Raw genomic sequence first — 18,890 nt, 5'->3', positions numbered from 1 at the left:
TGGTATCGGATGGCACCGTGACGGTGCGAATGAGTGGGTATGAAAATGAGATGCGGTCATGCCGTCGGATGAGACGTATTCAGTGCTTGAATACAGGCCACAATCACCGCGAACGCTTGTGTCATTTGCTCTTCTTCCACGCTGGCGTAACCCAGCAGTAAACCACGCTGCTGGGTGGGTTGCAGATAGTAACTGGAAAGCGGTTTAACCATCACGCCACGGCGTAGGATCGCGGCGCTCAGCACAACATCGTCGATGTGGGAAGGCAGGCTGAGCAGCATATGTAGCCCAGCGTTGCTGTTATCCCCGACGTAATCCGCCCCCAGATGCTGCTCAATCAACGACGTCAAGAGGGCGCGGCGTCTGGCATACAGCAGGCGCATACGGCGGATATGTGCAGCGTAGTGGCCTTCGCGGATAAACTGTGCGAGCGTCGCCTGCGTGAGCCAGTGCCCGCCGCGGTAAAGCTCAGAATGGGCTGTCTTCAGCGACGTTGCCAGCAGCGGCGGCAGTACCATGTAGCTGACGCGCAGGCCGGGGTAGAGCGTTTTGCTGAATGTACCGATGTAGATCACCGGCGACTGCGTTTGTAGCCCTTGCAGCGCGGGGATCGGACTGCCGGAGAAGCGGAACTCGCTGTCGTAGTCATCTTCCACAACCCAGCAACCGTGCTCCTGCGCCAGTGCCAGCAGCCGTTGACGTCGTGTCAGACTCATCACCGCGCCCAGTGGATATTGATGTGACGGCGTCACGCAAATCAGGCGCGGGATGGCATCGGGCGCAAGCGTTTCCGGCGGTGCCAGCCCTTGTTCATCGACATCGACAGGGGCGACGCGCAGGCCGTTAATCGTCAGGACATTGCGAATTCCCCAATAGCAGGGATCTTCAATCCACGCCAAATCACCGGGGTTGCACAGCATTTTAGCCAGCAGATCCATCGCCTGATGGGTGCCTTCAGTAATCAGAATCTGTTCCGGCGTGCACTCAACGGAGCGGGCGACGCGCAGGTAATCCACCAGGGCGAGTTGCAGTTCGGGGCAACCGCCAATCGGTGAATAGGACAGTTGTTCGGGACGCACGCGGCGCGTCAGGCGCGTTTGAATGCGTCGCCATAGGTCGTGAGGAAAGCTGGCGATATCCGGAATACCCGGCATAAACGCCCCCCATTGTCGGGCGGAGGCACCGGCATAACCCAGCAGATGCATACCGCGACGCGAAAGCTCATGTTTAGGCTCACGCACGTCGCCCGCCTTGGCACTGTCCACGGGCTGCATATTGCCATCGGGCAACTGTTCCGTGACGAAGGTTCCGCTGCCTTTGCGCGCGTCAATATAGCCTTCAGCCAGTAGCTGTTCATAAGCCGTCAGCACGGTATTGCGCGACAGCGACAACTGCTGTGCCAGATCGCGCGACGACGGCAGGCGCTCGCCAGCGGCAATCGCCCCATCGAGAATCGCGAGCCGAATGCAGTCATATAAACGCTTGTTTAGCGCACCGTCGTGCTGGTCGGCTAAACGCTGAAGCAATAAGTCAGTCAGAAGTGAGCGCAAAAGTGGATCCTTCAAATATTCAAAACTGGCACTGGATTATAGAACCATCTCACGTCTAAATGACATCATCATCTTGCAACTACACTAACCATTATCGTTTGACTCATCCTCGTTCAACGACTAACAGATGTGTTTGGGATACCGGAGCAGACCATGAAGAATAGCGAACTGAATCAACGCCGTCTGGCCGCCACACCGCGTGGCGTGGGTGTCATGTGTGATTTCTATGCCGAGCGTGCGGAAAACAGCACCCTGTGGGATGTGGAAGGTCGGGAATTTATCGATTTTGCTGCCGGGATTGCGGTGCTGAACACTGGCCACCGCCACCCGAAGATTGTCGCGGCAGTGCGCGAGCAGTTAGATCGCTTTACCCATACGGCCTACCAGATTGTGCCTTACGGCAGCTACGTTACACTGGCCGAACGCATCAACGCGCTGGCACCGATTGAGGGCGTAGCAAAAACGACGTTCTTTACCACCGGCGCTGAAGCCGTGGAAAACGCGGTGAAAATCGCCCGCGCGTACACCAAACGCCCCGGCGTCATCGCCTTCAACGCGGCATTTCATGGCCGCACGCTGCTGACCATGACGCTAACGGGCAAAGTGGCACCGTATTCCACAGGGTTCGGGCCGTTCCCCGGTTCCATTTTTCATGCGCTTTATCCGAGTGAGCAACACGGCATCACCGTTGAGCAGGCGCTGGAAAGCGTTGAACGCTTGATGCATACCGATATCGCCGCCGATCAGGTGGCTGCCATTCTGCTGGAGCCTGTGCAGGGCGAAGGTGGCTTCAACGTCGCGCCACCGGCCTTCATTAGCGGGCTGCGTAAGCTGTGTGATGAGCACGGCATCCTGCTGATTGCCGATGAAGTGCAGACAGGCTTTGCCCGTACCGGTAAGCTGTTTGCGATGGAGTATTACACAGAGAAAGCCGATCTGATTACGATGGCGAAGAGCCTGGGCGGCGGCTTCCCGATTTCCGGCGTTGTCGGTCGCGCTGACGTCATGGACGCGCCATCGCCGGGTGGACTGGGCGGTACTTATGCGGGGAACCCGCTGTCGGTGGCCTCCGCGCTGGCGGTATTGGATGTGATTGAAGACGAGAAATTGTGCCAGCGGGCACAGCGTCTCGGTGCCGCGCTGGTGGAAACGCTGGAAAATATCAAAGTGCAGTGTCCGGCGCTGGTGGCAATTCGTGCGCAAGGGTCAATGGTGGCGGCAGAATTTAACGACCCGCACACGGGTAAACCATCGGCAGAGCTAACACGTCAATTTCAGAAACGCGCGTTGGAAGCGGGTCTACTGCTGCTAACCTGTGGCGTACATGGCAACGTGATCCGCTTCCTGTATCCGTTAACGGTGCCTGACGATCAGTTCAGCAAGGCCATGAGCATTCTGACGCGCGTATTAACACGATAGAAGAGAAGCTATGCAACTGAAAACGTTACTGAAACAACAAAACTTATTCCGTCAACACTGCCTGATTGACGGCGAGTGGCAAGACAGCCAAAACGGTGAACGTCTGAATGTCACCAATCCGGCGACGGGCGAGGTGCTGGGGTCGGTGCCACTGGTGACGGTGTCACAAACTGAGCAGGCGATTGCCGCCGCAGAGTTGGCGTTAGTTGAATGGCGTAAGAAGATGGGAAAAGAACGTGCCGCGCTATTGCAGGCGTGGGCGCGCCTGATTATGGACAATCAGGAAGATCTGGCTGCGCTGCTGACGGCGGAGCAGGGAAAACCGCTGGCGGAAGCGCGGGGTGAAATCGCCTACGCGACCAGCTTTATCGACTGGTTTGCGGAAGAAGCCAAGCGCATTGAAGGCAGCGTGCTGCAATCCCCGCAGGGGCAGCAGCGTCTACTGGTGATTAAGCAGCCCATTGGCGTGTGTGCGGCGATTACGCCGTGGAATTTCCCGGCGGCGATGATTACGCGTAAGGTTGGGCCCGCGCTGGCGGCAGGTTGCACCATGATCGTTAAACCTGCCGAGCAAACGCCGTTTACCGCGCTGGCGCTGGCGGAACTGGCGCAGCAGGCTGGTATTCCGCGCGGCGTCTTGCAGGTCATCGTTGGTGATGCGCAGTCGGTCGGTAAAGTGCTGTGCGATAGCCCGGTGGTACGTAAACTGAGCTTTACCGGTTCGACGGAAGTGGGTCGTATCCTGATGGCGCAAAGCGCGCCAACAGTGAAAAAGCTGTCGCTGGAACTGGGCGGCAACGCGCCGTTTATCGTATTCGATGATGCTGATGTGGAGCAGGCGGTAAAGGGCATTCTGGCCTCCAAGTTCCGCAACAGTGGACAAACCTGCGTTTGTGCCAACCGGATCTACGTGCAGGACGGTATTTATCCAACGCTGGTCGAACGGCTGGTTGAGGAAGTACGCAAATTGAAGGTTGGCGACGGTACGCAACCGGGCGTGACGCAGGGGCCGCTGATTGATGCTGATGCGGTCAGTAAGGTTGAACAACACATTGCCGATGCGTTATCGCACGGAGCAACGCTGCTGCTGGGTGGTAAACGTCATGAACTGGGCGGCACGTTCTTCACGCCAACCATCGTCGGCGGGGTGACGCGCGAAATGCGTTTCGCCCGCGAAGAGACGTTCGGACCTGTGGCACCGCTGTTCCGCTTCAGTGATGAGGCCGAGGCAATAGCGATGGCGAACGATACCGAATTTGGGTTGGCGGCCTATGTCTACACGCGTGATGCCGTGCGTCAGTGGACGGTGCCGGAAGCACTGGACTACGGCATGGTCGGCATTAATACCGGGTTGATTTCGAATGAAGTCGCGCCGTTTGGCGGGGTGAAGCAGTCTGGGCTGGGGCGTGAAGGGTCACGGTTCGGTATTGAAGACTATCTGGAAATGAAATATCTCTGCGTCGATCTTTCACGATAGATCGTCAGTAAGAAACGCGTGTCGATAGTCGATATCGGCACGCGTATATTCCAAATAATTCGAGTTTCAGGAAGGCGGCAAGAGAAGGAGTCCCGATGAGCTTACTCAGGTAAGTGATTCGGGTGAGTGAACGCAGCCAACGCACATGCAACTTGAAGTATTACGAATATATACCAGACGCGCAATGCGTTTGGATGGTGCAAGGCAGTCCTGATTTGCACCACAACATGGCAAAAAGGGTGACGTCTTATCAGGTGCAAAGGATCGCCGTGTATCCCTGATGCTTCTCATCACCGTTCCCGCCGCCGCTGTAGCAAAACATCAATAAAATTTTTTAATTGGCACAATTTATGCTCATCTTTTTTTGCATGATTAAGATGATACATGATGCATCAAAAATGCAATGGGCAAAATTGTGAAACGCATTTGACCTTTACGTTGACTACCACTCCAGGAGCAAAAGAATGTCCAGACTTAATACTCTCTCCAAAGCAAAAGGACTGTTCAAGCGTCAGGCGCTGAAAAAAATCGCGGCTACGGCTTTTCTGGTGACGATGGCCTGTCAGGCACAGGCGGAATCCGTCACGGTGATCTCATTCGGCGGTTTAAACAAAGATGCGCAGGATAAGGCATTTTACAAACCGTTCGCTGCGGCGGGCAAAGGTACGGTGGAAGCCGGTGAGTATAACGGCGAAATGGCGCGTATCCGGGCGATGGTGGAAACCGGACAGGTAGGCTGGGACGTGGTGGAAGTCGAAGGCCCTGAGCTGATGCGTGGCTGTAGTGAAGGGCTGTTTGAGCCGCTGGACTGGTCAAAGCTCGGCGATCAATCCCAGTTCGTTAAAGGGGCGGTCACCGAATGCGGCGCGGGGATTTTCCTGTGGTCAACCGTTCTGACCTATAACGCACAGAAGCTGAAGCAGGCACCGAAAAGCTGGGCCGATTTCTGGAACGTGAAAGCGTATCCCGGCAAACGTGCGTTACGTAAAAGCGCCAAATTTACGCTGGAAATCGCGCTGCTGGCCGATGGCGTGAAGCGTGAAGATCTCTACAAGGTACTGGCGACGCCGCAAGGGGTTGATCGCGCCTTTAAGAAACTGGATGAGATCAAATCCAACATTCAGTGGTGGGAATCTGGCGCACAGCCGCTGCAATGGCTGGTGTCGGGCGATGTGGTGATGACTTCCGCGTATAACGGTCGCGTTTCGGCGGCGCAGAAAGAAGGGCATGACTTCAAGATCGTCTGGGCTGACAGCATTTACGATCTGGATAGCTGGGCGATCGTCAAAGGCTCCAAGCACAAGGCGCTGGCGGAGCAGTTTATTGCGTTTGCCAACCTGCCGGAAAACCAGAAGGTGTTCGCCGAGAACATTCCTTATGGCCCGACACACGTCAAAACCATCAGCCTGCTAACGCCAGCCGTCGCTGCCAATCTGCCGACTGCGCCGGATAATTTGGCACAGGCATTGCAGGTAGATACTGAGTTTTGGATCGATCACGGTGAAGAGCTGGAGCAGCGTTTTAACGCCTGGGCCGCGCAGTAAAACCGTAGTGGTTGACCGTACGTGATGATGGAGAAAGAGCCTATGTCCCAAAGCGATGTCGCCGCCGCTGTACCGTCTGGCGGAAACGAGGAAAATTCGACCTTGAAGCAGCAACTATGGCTAGCGCAGAAAGCCTATAAGAAGCGTTCGCTGCTGCTGATTGCGCCGCTGTTTCTGTTTATCGTGGTGAGTTTTCTCTTCCCGATCACCTCGATTTTGGGGAAAAGCGTCTCCAATCCGGAATTGCGCGACAATATGCCACAGACCATTGCTGCTATGCGGCAATGGTCGGGCAACAATGTGCCGGATGAAGCGGTCTTTCGGGCGTTGGTCGGCGATCTGCGCGATGCCCGCAGCAGCGGCAAATTAAGCACGATCACCAAACGACTGGGGTATGAAGGGGCGGAATACCGTACCTTGATTACCCGTACATTGCGTAAGTTGCCCGCTGAGGGCAGCAGCGACATGCGCGACCAACTGATACGCGAGCAGCCGATGTGGGGAGAACTGGCGACCTGGCGAACGTTCGATCGCGCGGCGCGTCCTTTTACCAGCTATTACCTGCTGGCCGTGTTTGACCATAAAGTTGACGCCACAACGCAGCAGATTGTCCCGCAGCCTGCCGATCAGGCGCTGTATGTCGACGTGCTGCTGCGCACGTTGCTGATGGCGGGTGTGGTGACGCTATTATGTGTGGGGTTGGGGTATCCACTGGCCTATTGGCTGGCGAAGCAGCCATCTAATCGGGCAAACCTGTTGCTGATTCTGGTGTTGCTGCCGTTCTGGACATCGCTGATCGTGCGCACCGCGAGCTGGATTGTACTGCTACAGTCGGGTGGGTTGATTAACCGTTCGCTGATGAACATCGGTGTTATCGATGAACCGCTGGTGCTGGTGTTTAACCGTATTGGCGTCTACATCTCGATGACCCACATCCTGCTGCCGTTCTTTATTCTGCCGCTGTACGCGGTGATGAAAGGCATTTCCCCGAATTACGTGCGGGCGGCTGTCTCACTGGGGGCGCATCCGTTTATCGCCTTCTGGCGGGTTTATGTGCCGCAAACGTACGCGGGTGTCACGGCGGGGGCGCTGCTGGTCTTCATGATGGCGATTGGCTACTACATTACGCCAGCACTGCTGGGCGGACCGAGTGACCAAATGCTGAGCTACTTTGTCGCGTTCTTCACCAATACCACGATGAATTGGGGAATGGCGGCCGCGCTGGGTACACAGCTGCTGGTTATCGTAACGCTGCTGTATGTGGTGTACATCCGCGTGACGCGCACCAATGCGGAAGCGGCGGCGCACTAAGCACGCTATCTGTAACCTTATACTGGGAGATAACCAATGAGACAGCAAGGTGAAGTGGTGATCCGTCTGTGGAACACGTTCTTTAATTTCTACGGGGCGGCGATGCTGTTGTTTTTGATTGTCCCTGTGCTGGTGATTGTTCCGCTTTCGTTTAATGCCGGTTCGTTTCTGAGCTACCCGCTGACGGGATTTTCCCTGCGCTGGTATCGCGAGTTTTTCAACTCCAGCGAGTGGCTGGGGGCGTTAGGCAACAGTCTGCTGATTGCCCCACTGGCTACGCTGCTGGCGACGGTACTCGGCGTGCTGGCATCTGTTGGGCTGGTACGCGGTGAGTTTCGCGGTAAATCGCTGGTGATGGCGGTATTGATTTCACCGATGATTGCGCCGGTGGTGATTGTCGCAGTAGGGATGTTTTTCTTCTTTGCCAAGCTATCGCTGTTGAACAGCTATTTGGGGCTGGTATTGGCACATGCCATGCTGGGTGTGCCGTTTGTGGTAATTACGGTCACGGCAGTATTGAAGAACTACGATCACAACCTGACGCGAGCCGCAGCCAGTTTGGGGGCTTCGCCGCTGCTGGCATTTCGCAAGGTGACGTTTCCGCTGATTGCGCCCGGCGTGTTCTCGGGGGCGCTCTTTGCCTTTGCGACCTCGTTTGATGAAGTGATCGTCACGCTGTTCCTCGCCAGTCCGCGCCAGCGCACGCTGCCGCTACAGATGTTTGCCGGTATCCGTGAGAACCTCGACCCGACGATCGCCGCCGCCGCGAGCATGATGGTGGGTGCCGCGCTCGTCCTGTTGATCGTAATGGAAATCCTGCGCCGCCGTTCTGAGCGGCTACGGAGTGGGAGTTAATCCGTGTCAGAGTTATGTTTCGTGCGCGTTGATATTGTATTTCTCCCTTTGCATGGGAGAGCGCACGACCAAGGGCGGCTCAATTGCCGTCGCCCTTGGAACCCTGGCTTTTTGGCGGTTCATGATGCCGCTACGCGGTGCCTTCAGAGATAACGTTTTCCTGACGGACCGCCAGTGACGCGTTCCCTACGCGGCACTGGCTTTCGCAGCATCCATGCTGCTCATCCTGAAAAACGTTTTCTCTTCAGCATCATTTTACGCCACGAGAAAAGACCGGTTTTTGCTGAAAATTTTTTCAGCTTTTTTTAAAACCTAATTTATGATGCATCAAACACCATTTTGATGATCGTGTACAACATCATCGTGTACAACAGGCTCAGGAGATTCGGTATGACAGCACAAAAAACACTCTTGCTGACCGGTGCCAGTCGGGGCATCGGGCATGCCACCGTCAAGCATTTCCACGCGGCGGGGTGGCGGATCTTTACCGCATCGCGTCAGAACTGGGCGGAAGAGTGCCCGTGGGCGGAAAAGCTGCTCAATCACATTCATCTCGATTTGGAAGATATCGACAGCCTGCAACAGACGCTGCCGCTGATTAAGGAAAAGCTGGGCGGGCGGCTGGATGCGTTGGTCGACAACGCGGGGATTTCGCCAAAAGGCGCAGACGGGCAGCGTTTGGGCGTGCGCGACACGGATTATGCGACCTGGCTGCGGGTCTTCAACGTCAACCTGTTTTCCTGTGCGCTGTTGGCAAACGGCTTGTTCGATGAACTCAAGGCATCACAGGGCTGCGTAATTAATGTGACCTCGATTGCCGGATCGCGGGTTCATCCTTTTGCTGGTGTGGCTTATGCCACGTCAAAAGCGGCGCTGTCCGCATTGACGCGCGAAATGGCATTTGATTTTGGTCCGCACGGCGTCCGTGTGAATGCGATTGCGCCGGGAGAAATCGAAACCTCGATTTTGTCCCCTGGGACGGGCGATATCATTGAACGACAGGTGCCGATGCAGCGCTTGGGCAAACCCGAAGAGGTCGCCAGCCTGATCTATTTCCTCTGCACGTCCGGTGCCTCTTATGTCAACGGTGCGGAAATCCATATCAACGGAGGACAACATGTCTGACGGACGACTCAGCGTACTTTTCCCTTCACACCCGCCTTCGGCGTCTAATCAGCCCGTGTTTGCCGAGACGGTATCGCACGACGATGAACTGATGACGCATGCCGTACCGCAGGTTTCCTGCCCGCAGGCGCTGGCGATCGCGCAGCAGGAATATGGATTGTCCGGACAGATGACGCTGTTACAGGGCGAGCGTGATATGAATTTCTGCCTGACGGTCACGCCAGATGAGCGCTATATGCTCAAGGTGATCAACGCAGCGGAGCCTGCCGACGTCAGCGATTTCCAGACTGCGTTGCTGCTGCACCTTGCGCAGCAGGCGCCTGAATTGCCTGTACCGCGAATCCAGCCGACAACAGCAGGTCGGGCGGAAACCCGCGTTGAGATTGATGGCGAGCGGCTGCGCGTCCGGTTAGTGAGCTATCTGGCAGGCACGCCGCAGCACCTGACCGCGCCTTCAACGGCATTGATGCCGCAGTTGGGCGGCACGCTGGCGCAGTTAGACAACGCACTTCACGGCTTTACGCATCCGGCGGCGAGCCGCTCTCTGCTGTGGGATATCAGCCGCGCAGAGCAGGTACGTCCTTACCTTGATTTCATTTCTGAGCGGCAACAGCACCAGTATCTTCTGCGTATTTTTGACCGCTATGACAGCCGTGTCGCCCCCGCATTGGCGACCTTGCGCCGCCAGGTCATTCATAACGATTTGAATCCGCATAACGTGCTGGTCGCCGGGACGTCACCGACGCGGGTGACGGGCATTATCGATTTTGGTGACGCTGTATTGGCCCCGTTAATCTGTGAAGTGGCAACGGCGCTGGCGTACCAGGTTAGCGATGGGACGGATCTGCTGGAACATGTTGTGCCTTTTATTGCTGCGTATCACCAGAACAGGCCGCTCGCGCCGGAGGAGATCGCACTGCTGCCGGATTTAATTGCGACCCGCATGGCGCTGACCTTAACCATCGCGCAGTGGCGGGCGTCACGCTACCCCGATAATCGGGAGTATCTGTTGCGTAATGTACCGCGCTGTTGGCACAGTTTGCAGCGCATCGCGACCTATTCCCATGCGCAGTTTGTGACTCGTCTACAGCAGGTTTGCCCGGAGGATGTGCGATGAATCAGAGCGAAATTACGTCTGAAATGACAACGACAGAAGCGTTGCTGGCGCGCCGTCAGCGGGTATTGGGCAGCGGTTACCGCCTGTTTTATGAAGAACCACTGCATGTTGCGCGCGGCGAGGGTGTGTGGCTGTTTGATCATCAAGGTAGACGCTATCTGGATGTTTACAATAATGTGGCCTCGGTCGGGCATTGCCACCCGGCGGTAGTGGAGGCGATAGCGCAACAAAGCGCTCAGCTCAACACCCACACACGCTATCTGCACGCTGCAATTGTCGATTTTGCGGAAGATTTGCTGAGCGAGTTCCCCGCTGAGTTGAACAACGTGATGCTGACCTGTACCGGCAGTGAGGCCAACGATCTGGCGTTGCGCATTGCTCGACATACCACTGGGGGGACGGGCGTATTGGTCACACGCTGGGCGTATCATGGCGTGACCAGTGCGCTGGCGGAGTTGTCGCCGTCGCTGGGCGATGGCGTGGCGCGCGGTAACCATGTGAAACTGATTGATGCACCGGATACCTATCGTCAACCCGGCGCGTTTCTTACCAGTATTCGTAACGCGCTGGCACAGATGCAGTTGGAAGGCATTCGTCCCGCCGCGCTGCTCGTGGATACCATTTTCTCCAGCGATGGCGTGTTCTGCGCACCGGAAGGCGAAATGGCGCAGGCGGCGGCGCTCATTCGCCAGGCGGGCGGGTTGTTTATCGCGGATGAAGTGCAACCGGGTTTTGGCCGCACTGGGGAGTCAATGTGGGGCTTTGCGCGTCACGGCGTCGTCCCGGATTTGGTGAGTTTAGGGAAGCCGATGGGCAATGGGCATCCTATCGCCGGGCTGGTTGGACGTTCCGCATTGTTCGAGGCATTTGGGCGAGAAGTTCGCTATTTCAATACGTTCGGCGGTAATCCGGTGTCCTGCCAGGCGGCGCACGCAGTGCTACGGGTGATTCGCGAAGAGCAGTTGCAGCAGAATGCTCAGCGGGTCGGTGATTATCTGCGACAGGGGTTGCAGCAACTGGCGCAGGATTTCCCGCTACTCGGCGATATTCGGGCTTACGGCCTGTTTATCGGTGTTGAACTGGTCAGCGACCGTGAAAGCAAAGCGCCAGCAAAGGAATCCGCATTGCAGGTGGTGAATGCCATGCGCCAGCGCGGTGTGCTGATCAGCGCGACGGGGCCAGCGGCGAACGTGCTGAAAATTCGTCCGCCGCTGGTGTTTCAGGAAGAACACGCCGATGTGTTTTTAACCACGCTGAGCGAGGTATTGAAGGTCACAAACACCCACGCGCGGAAGCTATAAACCGCACGTGAGGGCCGTGATAACGGTGACTAGATACGAAACGCTGCGACGGCATGACTGAGTTCATTTGCCCGCTCGTGCGGCTTCTACCGCAGCGTTCAGCGCCAGGATGTTGGTCTGGAAGGCGATACCGTCGATCACACTGATGCTATTGGTGATTTTATCTGCGGAGGATACCATCAGTTGCATGGCGGCGGTGCCGCCGTCCACGGCGTGCTGCGAGGTGGTCGTTGCCAGTTGGCTGGCGTGGCGATGCGGTGCGTCAGATCGCCGCTTGCGACTTTTGGTAATGCCTTCAATCGATAGAAATTTCTGTTACTCTATGGACATTTGAGGTGTTCTGTGGCTACCGTTACCGTCCATTGTCCCCGTTGTCATTCAGATGAAATTTATCGCCATGGTCGTAGTACTTCACAACACGAGCGCTTTCGGTGTCGGTCATGTAAGCGTGTTTTCCAGTTGACTTACACCTATGAAGCGCGGAAGCCGAGAGTGAAAGAACAAATCGTTGATATGGCGCATAACGGCGCCGGTGTGCGCGATACAGCCAGAACACTGAAGATAGGCATCAACACGGTCATTCGCACCTTAAAAAACTCGCCCCGAAGCGAATAACCTCTTCTCCGGTCGCTCATGCAGTGTCGCCCTTATCTGTGAACTTGATGAGCAATGGAGTGTTGTCGGCAGCAAAGCCGTCCAACACTGGCTCTGGTATGCCCATAACACCAAAACAGGCGGCGTTCTGGCTTATACGTTCGGGCCGCAAAACGATGAAACGTGCCCTAAACTGCTGGCTTTGCTCACGCGCTTCAGCATTGGGATGATAACCAGCGACGACTGGGGCAGCTATGCGAGAGAAGTGCCGCATGAGAAGCACCTGACAGGTAAAATCTTTACACATCGCATTGAACGTAACAATCTGACGCTCCGAACCCGCATCAAGCGTCTGGCACGCAAAACGATTTGCTTCTCACGCTCAATTGAGGTTCACGAGAAAGTCATCGGCTCCTTCATCGAAAGGTACATGTTGTACTCATTGGAGGCATTACCAGAATTTCTAAAAAACAGAAGGGTGATTTGCTTTTTTTATCATTGACGCAAAGCTCATTTCTCTCTACTTTAAACAGACGAATATTTTTTAATATTTCATTGATTTATAAGTAATTAATCTAATTATAACAAAAGTGACAGCCATAAATAGCCCGGTTATTCCTCAACAAAAAAGGCGTTTATCCTCAAAAGTTATACGAAAACAATAAGGCAGGCCTTGCCCTACTATGCGTCATTTAAGCCCGTTATTAAGGGAAATACAGAGGCGGTTCCCGCAGTGAGGCCTCGCCTGTGTCTCTCGATGCTTAAACGGTGGGGAGTAGATTTTGTCCTTACATCAAACAGGCATCCGTTTGCGTATGCCGACGATACGTTTCTTAAAATAGTCAGTCAGCAGGAGTGAGTCAGGTAATGATTCGGTTAGAAAACGTGAGCGTTGATTTTCCCACCGGCAAAGCAGCACAGTCCAGAGCGGTAAACAACGTCAACCTGACCATTCAACAGGGTGAAGTTTTTGGGATTGTCGGCACCAGCGGCGCGGGGAAAAGTACGCTGCTGCGGACGATCAATTTATTGCAGCGCCCGACCGAAGGGCGCGTGTTTCTGGGCGATACGCTGATTAGCGATGCGTCCGGCCGCGAACTGCGCCAGCATCGGCAGCGTATCGGGATGATATTCCAGCATTTTAATCTGATGCACACCCGTAATGTGTATGACAACGTGGCGTTCAGCCTACGTGCCGCGGGTAAGAGTAAAGAAGAGATTGCCTCGCGCGTGCCGGAAATTCTGGCGTTGGTCGGGTTACAGGACAAAGGGACAGCCTATCCGGCGCAGTTGAGCGGCGGGCAAAAACAACGAGTGGGCATTGCTCGCGCTATCGCTAATCACCCCGAAGTGCTGCTGTGTGATGAGCCGACCTCGGCGCTGGATCTGGAAACGTCAGCGTCTATTCTGGCGCTATTGAAAAGCATCAATGTCCGATTAGGTATCACAATTGTGCTTATTTCCCACGAAATGAGCGTGATTAAAAGTATTTGTCAGCGCATGGCGGTGATGACAGGCGGAAATATTGTGGAAGAGGGCGACGTCTTTACCATCTTCTCTTCGCCTCAGCACGCCTACACCAAACAGTTGGTTAGCCATACCAGTCCGGTCGAATTGCCAGAACGCTTTAAGCAGAATAATAAAGGTGTCTTGCTGAAAATACTCTTCGCCGATGACTCTGTCGAGCAGCCTATATTATCCGACGTTGCGCAGCAGTTTCAGGTATCGGTAAATATTCTGCACGGCAATATTGAATACATTAACGATCGCGCGCTGGGACATATTATCGCCCAGATTTCATACCGTGACGATCCTGCGGCGGATAATCTCGCAGCCGCTATTGCTTATATCCGACAGAATACTTTTGGGGTGGAGGTCATCAATGGCTGAGTTATGGGGTGAATTAGTTTTCGCCTTCGGTGAAACCTTCACGATGGTGTGTATTTCAACGCTGTGTGCGGTGATATTCGGCCTGCCGTTAGGTATCGCGATTTATGTGACCGATCGTCATTTATTCTGGCAAAACCGTTTTATCTATTTGGTATCAACCATTCTGGTAAACATTATCCGCTCGATCCCGTTTGTGATCCTGCTGGTGCTGTTGCTGCCATTAACACAGTTCCTGCTGGGGAACACGATAGGGCCAGTGGCTGCGGCGGTGCCGATGTCTGTCGCGGCGATTGCCTTTTATGCTCGACTGGTGGATTCCGCGCTGCGCGAAGTCGATCCCGGCATTGTGGAGGCGGCAGAAGCGTTTGGTGCCAGCCCGACGCGCATTATCGGAACCGTTCTGTTACCGGAAGCGCTGGCAGGATTATTACGTGGCCTGACGATCACGCTGGTCAGCCTGATTGGCTATTCGGCAATGGCGGGGATTGTCGGTGGCGGCGGTGTGGGCGATCTGGCGATCCGCTTCGGCTATTACCGTTATGAAACCGAAGTCATGGTGGTGACCGTGATTGCGCTGGTGGTGCTGGTGCAGGTCGTGCAAACGCTGGGTGATAGGCTATCGCGACGGGCGAATAAGCGCGAACGCCGCTAAACCACCACAGAATAGGGTATTCAGGGCAGCAGAGAGATGTCATGAAAATAGATAAAATTGTATTAAGAAAAATGAAAATGGCGTTGAAAACGCCATTTACTACCAGTTTTGCGACACAGACGGAGAAACACTTTTCCATCGCGGAAGTTCATGCGGGCGGACAGATTGGCTACGGTGATTGCTCGGCTATTTCTTTGCCGTTTTATAACGAAGAAACCAACGTCACCGCCTGGCATATTATGCGTGACTTCCTGATCCCGATGATTAAGCAGGCCGGGGATATTGAACATCCTTCGCAGGTACGTGATATTTTCGCACCGGTAAAGCGTAATAACTGCGCTAAAGCAGCAATCGAAGGCGGTATTTGGGATGCTTACGCGAAGATAAAAGGCGTACCGCTGCATCAATTATTGGGCGGTGTGCGGAATAGCGTTGAAGCCGGTGTGAGTATTGGTATTCAGGAAACGCCCGATAAATTAGTCAACGTGGTCGATAATTTCCTGAACGAAGGTTACAAGCGCATCAAAATAAAGATCAAGCCGGGAAAAGATTACGACTATATTCTGGCGCTGCGTCAGGCGTTTGGTGATATTACGCTGATGGTGGATGCCAATTCCGCCTACACCCTGAATGACATCGAGTTCTTTAAGCGCATTGATAAATTCAATCTGCTGATGATTGAACAACCGCTGGCGCACGACGATATTATCGATCACCGTAAACTTCAGGCGGCGGTAAATACACCGATCTGTCTGGACGAAAGCATTGCGTCGGTTGAAGACGCGCGTAAAGCGATCGAACTGGGCAGTGCCAAAATCATCAATATTAAAGTCGCGCGTGTCGGCGGCATTACCGAAACCAAGCTGATTCATGACTACTGTCAGGCACACAATATTCCGGTGTGGTGCGGCGGTATGCTGGATACGGCGGTCGGTAAAGCACACAACATTGCGGTATCAACGCTGCCGAACTTTATCTACGCGCACGATATTCCGCCGTCTTCCCGCTACTGGCATGAAGACTTCATGCTGCCGTTTGTTGAATTGGACAAAGATAGCTGCGTTGCGGTGCCAAATAAACCGGGAATCGGCTTCGAGATTAACCCTGAACTGTATGACAAATATTGCTACGGGCAGGAAACCTTTTTGTTTTAACGGATTATTGAATCAGCTTTTTTAGTAACCTTTTTTTAGTAAAACATGTGAGCAGTAAAACGTTATCCAACACCAGGGAATAACGTTATAAAAATAGCATAGGGCGCTACGACGCCCATAACCGTTATACGACATGGCAGCAGAGAGCGTGGGATAGAAGAGTAAAGCGTCCGCGCCAGGGATGGCGCGGCTCGAGCGTACAGGGATGTATTTACAGCGTCTTTACGATCTACCCACGCTCTCTGCCCGCCTTACTTCGTCATCAATATCATGGCACCTATTACGCCCCAAATAATGGTAAAGACTGACTAAATCAGACAGACAGGAACGCAACGATGCGATTGAAAAAACTCATTCCACTCATGCTGGCGCTGGGTATCTCTCAGGCTTATGCAGCAGATGCAGGCAAAGAAATCACCATCGGTGTCTCGCCGGGGCCGTATGGCGATATGGTCACGAAAGCGATCAAACCAGAAATGGTGAAAAAAGGCTACGATGTGAAAGTGCGCGAATTCAGCGACTACATCCAGCCGAACCTGGCCTTGTCGAACAACAGTATCGACGCCAACCTGTTTCAAAACCGCCGCTATCTTGACCGTTTCAGCGCGGATAAAGGGCTGAAACTTGCGGAAGTCATCACCGTGCCGACGGCCAGCATGGGCTTTTACTCCAACAAAGTGCGCTCGCTGAATGAGCTGAAAGCGGGCGACATCGTCACGCTGCCAAACGATCCCTCTAATCTGGCACGTTCGCTGGATTTTCTGCAAAAATACGGCCTGATCAAGATCAATCCAGAGATTACGCCGACCAAAGCCTCGCTGCGCGATATCACGGAAAACCCGAAAGGGCTGGTCTTTAAGCCGCTGGAAGCGGCACAACTGCCACGTGCATTGGGTGGCGTAACAGGGTCGCTGATTAATGCCAACTTCGCGATGGCCGCTGGCCTGAACCTGTCTGATGCAATTCAACTGGATGTGCTACCGGAAGACCTGAAAAACATGATCGTCGTGCGGGCGGAAGATGCTGATAAACCGTTTGCTCAAGATCTGAAAGCCGCCGTTCAATCTCCGGAATTCGCCGCGTTCTTTGAAGACAAAAACTCCATGTTCCACGCGTTCCAGAAGCCGGAGTGGATGAAAAAGTAATTACGGTTTTGTTTGTAATTAAGCCCTTAATCTATGTAAGTAAAGGGAACGTTTCGGGCGTATTGGTATGAGTGCTCGTTTATAACACTGTATCCCGCCCGACATAGGGCAGCTCAAACGCCGCTTGCCCTATGAACCCAGGCTGATGGCTGAAATTATGCCGCTTACGCGGTTCCTTCGCTGTCCATGACCGTATTCCGAACCGCCAGTGACGCGTTCCCGACGCGGCACTGGCTTTCGCGGCGTCCATGCCGCTCACTCGGCGGTCATCTCCACCTCAGCCTAATTTTTAATGCCAGTGAAAGACAGAGAAGATAAGCACTAAACATCACTCCTGACGCGCATATTCTCGGTGTTTTTCTAACAACGCATGCCCTTGCTCCCCCAGTTCCCAGAACAGGCCAGTCATGATCGCTAATCCTTCGCGGGCGACGGATTTCAGCAGGTGTTCGTTAACCGCGTGCTGACCGCATGCCGGGTAGGAGTGCGGGATCCACAGCGTCGGCAAGCCGAGGATGTCGGCGAAAACATCATTAGGCAGCGATCCGCCCAGATTCGGTAGTAGCGCGGGCTGCTTGCCGCTGATGTGCTGCATCAGTGCCAGCGTCCAGTTCACCAGCGGATCTTCCGGGTTAAAGCGCGTCGCCGGAGAGGTGTTAAGCACCTCAATGTCTACCTGCGTGAAGCCGTGCTGGTCGAGGTGCTGGCGCACATGTTGCGCCAGACGCGGCCAGTCGGTACCGACGACAAAGCGTAACTGGCAAATCGCCGTGGCGTCGGCGGGAATCGCGTTCACCGGCTTGTGCGGATTGCCAGTAATGAATGACAACACTTCCAGCGTGTTCCAGCCGAATAACCGCTCGGCAGGCGTGAGTCCCTCTGCGCCCCAGTTTACGTCAATCACCGGGTCGTTCTCACCACCAGCGGGATCAATCGTGCTGAGGATTTCGCACAGCGCGGGGGTTAACGGCGGTGGCAGCAGGGCATCGATCTTCATCCGTCCTTGTCCGTCGACCAGACTGGCGACAGCGTTCGCCAACTGTGTCCCCGGATTGCTCAACAGCCCACCCCAGTTGCCAGAATGGTAGGCCTGCTCGCGTGCCTTGATGCGTAAGCGGAAATTGACGCAGCCGCGAGAGCCAAGGAACAGCGTCGGGCGATCTGCGCTGAGGCGCGGCCCGTCGGAGGCGATAAAGATATCGGCTGCCAGCGCCTGCTTGTGCTGTTGGCACAGCTCGGCAAGCCCCGGTGAACCAATTTCTTCGCCCATCTCGAACAGCAGTTTGCAGTTGAAGCCCAGACGCTGCCCACGCGCCTGAAATACCTGTTCCAGCGCCATCAGGTTAATACTGTGCTGGCCTTTGTTATCCGCGCTGCCGCGCCCGTACCAGTGGTCGCCTTCCTCCACCAATTCCCACGGTTTGAGCCCATCACGCCAGTTTTCTTCATCACCGAAAACCACATCCCCGTGGCCGTAAGACAGCACGGTCGGCAGGCTGGGGTCTTCAATACGTTCGGCCAACAGAAAAGGAGGATGGCGGTCGTCTGACGAGGTGATGAACGTGACGCTGAACCCCATGGCCTGCAACGCGGGTTGGATCTCATCAGCCAGATAGCGGTTCAGTGCACGCTGGTTACCGGCTTTCTGGCTCTCGCTGGCGTGGGCAATACGCCGGGCCAACGTCTGTTTAAATTCTCCGCGATCGAAACGTTCACAGGCGATACGAATAAGGTCTGCGCTGGTCATGCCTTTCCT

At 54.8% G+C, this 18,890-nt stretch carries 14 protein-coding genes and 2 pseudogenes; 13 read left to right on the top strand and 3 right to left on the bottom strand.

Annotation, left to right across the window (positions count from 1 at the left end; all coding sequences use genetic code 11):
• Positions 1–56: 56 nt before the first annotated feature.
• Entirely contained in the window at positions 57–1,550 is a 1,494-nt protein-coding gene (gene pdxR / locus LCF41_RS12060; protein ID WP_225084817.1) for a MocR-like pyridoxine biosynthesis transcription factor PdxR, read from the bottom strand.
• 153 nt (positions 1,551–1,703) lie between these two features.
• Here pdxR and LCF41_RS12055 point away from each other — a divergent pair, with 153 nt between their 5' ends.
• From LCF41_RS12055 to LCF41_RS12020, 8 genes are all read left to right on the top strand, one after another.
• Complete coding sequence (locus LCF41_RS12055) at positions 1,704–2,969, top strand: 4-aminobutyrate--2-oxoglutarate transaminase (protein WP_225084816.1); 1,266 nt, start codon at positions 1,704–1,706, stop codon at positions 2,967–2,969.
• Positions 2,970–2,979: 10 nt separating this feature from the next.
• Positions 2,980–4,446, top strand: a complete 1,467-nt coding sequence (locus tag LCF41_RS12050; protein ID WP_225084815.1) for an NAD-dependent succinate-semialdehyde dehydrogenase — start codon at positions 2,980–2,982, stop codon at positions 4,444–4,446.
• 464 nt (positions 4,447–4,910) lie between these two features.
• Positions 4,911–5,990, top strand: a complete 1,080-nt coding sequence (locus LCF41_RS12045; protein WP_225084814.1) for an ABC transporter substrate-binding protein — start codon at positions 4,911–4,913, stop codon at positions 5,988–5,990.
• A 42-nt stretch (positions 5,991–6,032) separates the two neighbouring features.
• On the top strand, positions 6,033–7,301 hold the full coding sequence (locus LCF41_RS12040) for an ABC transporter permease (RefSeq protein ID WP_225084813.1): 1,269 nt from the start codon (positions 6,033–6,035) through the stop codon (positions 7,299–7,301).
• A gap of 36 nt (positions 7,302–7,337) precedes the next feature.
• The gene (locus LCF41_RS12035) at positions 7,338–8,156 is read left to right on the top strand and encodes an ABC transporter permease (RefSeq protein WP_225084812.1); all 819 of its coding nucleotides are present in this window, start codon (positions 7,338–7,340) and stop codon (positions 8,154–8,156) included.
• 390 nt (positions 8,157–8,546) lie between these two features.
• Positions 8,547–9,281 (top strand): SDR family NAD(P)-dependent oxidoreductase, encoded by a 735-nt coding sequence (locus LCF41_RS12030; protein WP_039537747.1) that lies wholly within the window; start codon positions 8,547–8,549, stop codon positions 9,279–9,281.
• Entirely contained in the window at positions 9,274–10,398 is a 1,125-nt protein-coding gene (locus LCF41_RS12025; protein WP_225084811.1) for a phosphotransferase, read from the top strand. The genes LCF41_RS12030 and LCF41_RS12025 overlap by 8 nt, the downstream gene beginning before the upstream one ends.
• Positions 10,395–11,699: an aspartate aminotransferase family protein gene (locus LCF41_RS12020; protein ID WP_225084810.1), complete on the top strand. Its 1,305-nt coding sequence runs from the start codon at positions 10,395–10,397 to the stop codon at positions 11,697–11,699. The genes LCF41_RS12025 and LCF41_RS12020 overlap by 4 nt, the downstream gene beginning before the upstream one ends.
• A 66-nt stretch (positions 11,700–11,765) precedes the next feature.
• Here the strand turns inward: LCF41_RS12020 and LCF41_RS22435 are convergent.
• Positions 11,766–12,002: pseudogene (locus tag LCF41_RS22435) on the bottom strand (methyl-accepting chemotaxis protein); the annotation flags it as partial.
• Between the two features lie 39 nt (positions 12,003–12,041).
• Between LCF41_RS22435 and LCF41_RS12010 the strand changes: the two are divergent.
• From LCF41_RS12010 to LCF41_RS11990, 5 genes and pseudogenes are all read left to right on the top strand, one after another.
• Positions 12,042–12,795: pseudogene (locus tag LCF41_RS12010) on the top strand (IS1 family transposase).
• Between the two features lie 365 nt (positions 12,796–13,160).
• A complete protein-coding gene (locus tag LCF41_RS12005; RefSeq protein WP_225084809.1) occupies positions 13,161–14,183 on the top strand; it encodes a methionine ABC transporter ATP-binding protein in 1,023 nt (340 codons plus the stop codon).
• On the top strand, positions 14,176–14,835 hold the full coding sequence (locus LCF41_RS12000) for a methionine ABC transporter permease (protein ID WP_225084808.1): 660 nt from the start codon (positions 14,176–14,178) through the stop codon (positions 14,833–14,835). The genes LCF41_RS12005 and LCF41_RS12000 overlap by 8 nt, the downstream gene beginning before the upstream one ends.
• Before the next feature lie 41 nt (positions 14,836–14,876).
• Positions 14,877–15,989 carry an o-succinylbenzoate synthase gene (gene menC / locus LCF41_RS11995; RefSeq protein WP_225084807.1) on the top strand — a complete coding sequence of 371 codons (1,113 nt, stop codon included), beginning with the start codon at positions 14,877–14,879 and terminating at the stop codon, positions 15,987–15,989.
• Between the two features lie 335 nt (positions 15,990–16,324).
• Entirely contained in the window at positions 16,325–17,134 is an 810-nt protein-coding gene (locus tag LCF41_RS11990) for a MetQ/NlpA family ABC transporter substrate-binding protein (protein WP_225084806.1), read from the top strand.
• Between the two features lie 328 nt (positions 17,135–17,462).
• On the opposite strand, the gene LCF41_RS11985 is transcribed toward LCF41_RS11990, so the two are convergent.
• Positions 17,463–18,881, bottom strand: coding sequence for a M20 family metallopeptidase (locus LCF41_RS11985; RefSeq protein WP_225084805.1), 1,419 nt, complete (start codon positions 18,879–18,881; stop codon positions 17,463–17,465).
• Between the last annotated feature and the right edge of the window lie 9 nt (positions 18,882–18,890).

Origin of the sequence: Pectobacterium colocasium (genome assembly GCF_020181655.1) — a bacterium.
Classification (GTDB): Bacteria; Pseudomonadota; Gammaproteobacteria; order Enterobacterales; family Enterobacteriaceae; genus Pectobacterium; species Pectobacterium colocasium.
Note: the sequence above shows the minus strand (reverse complement) of the source record. Positions and strands in the feature narration are given on the sequence as shown.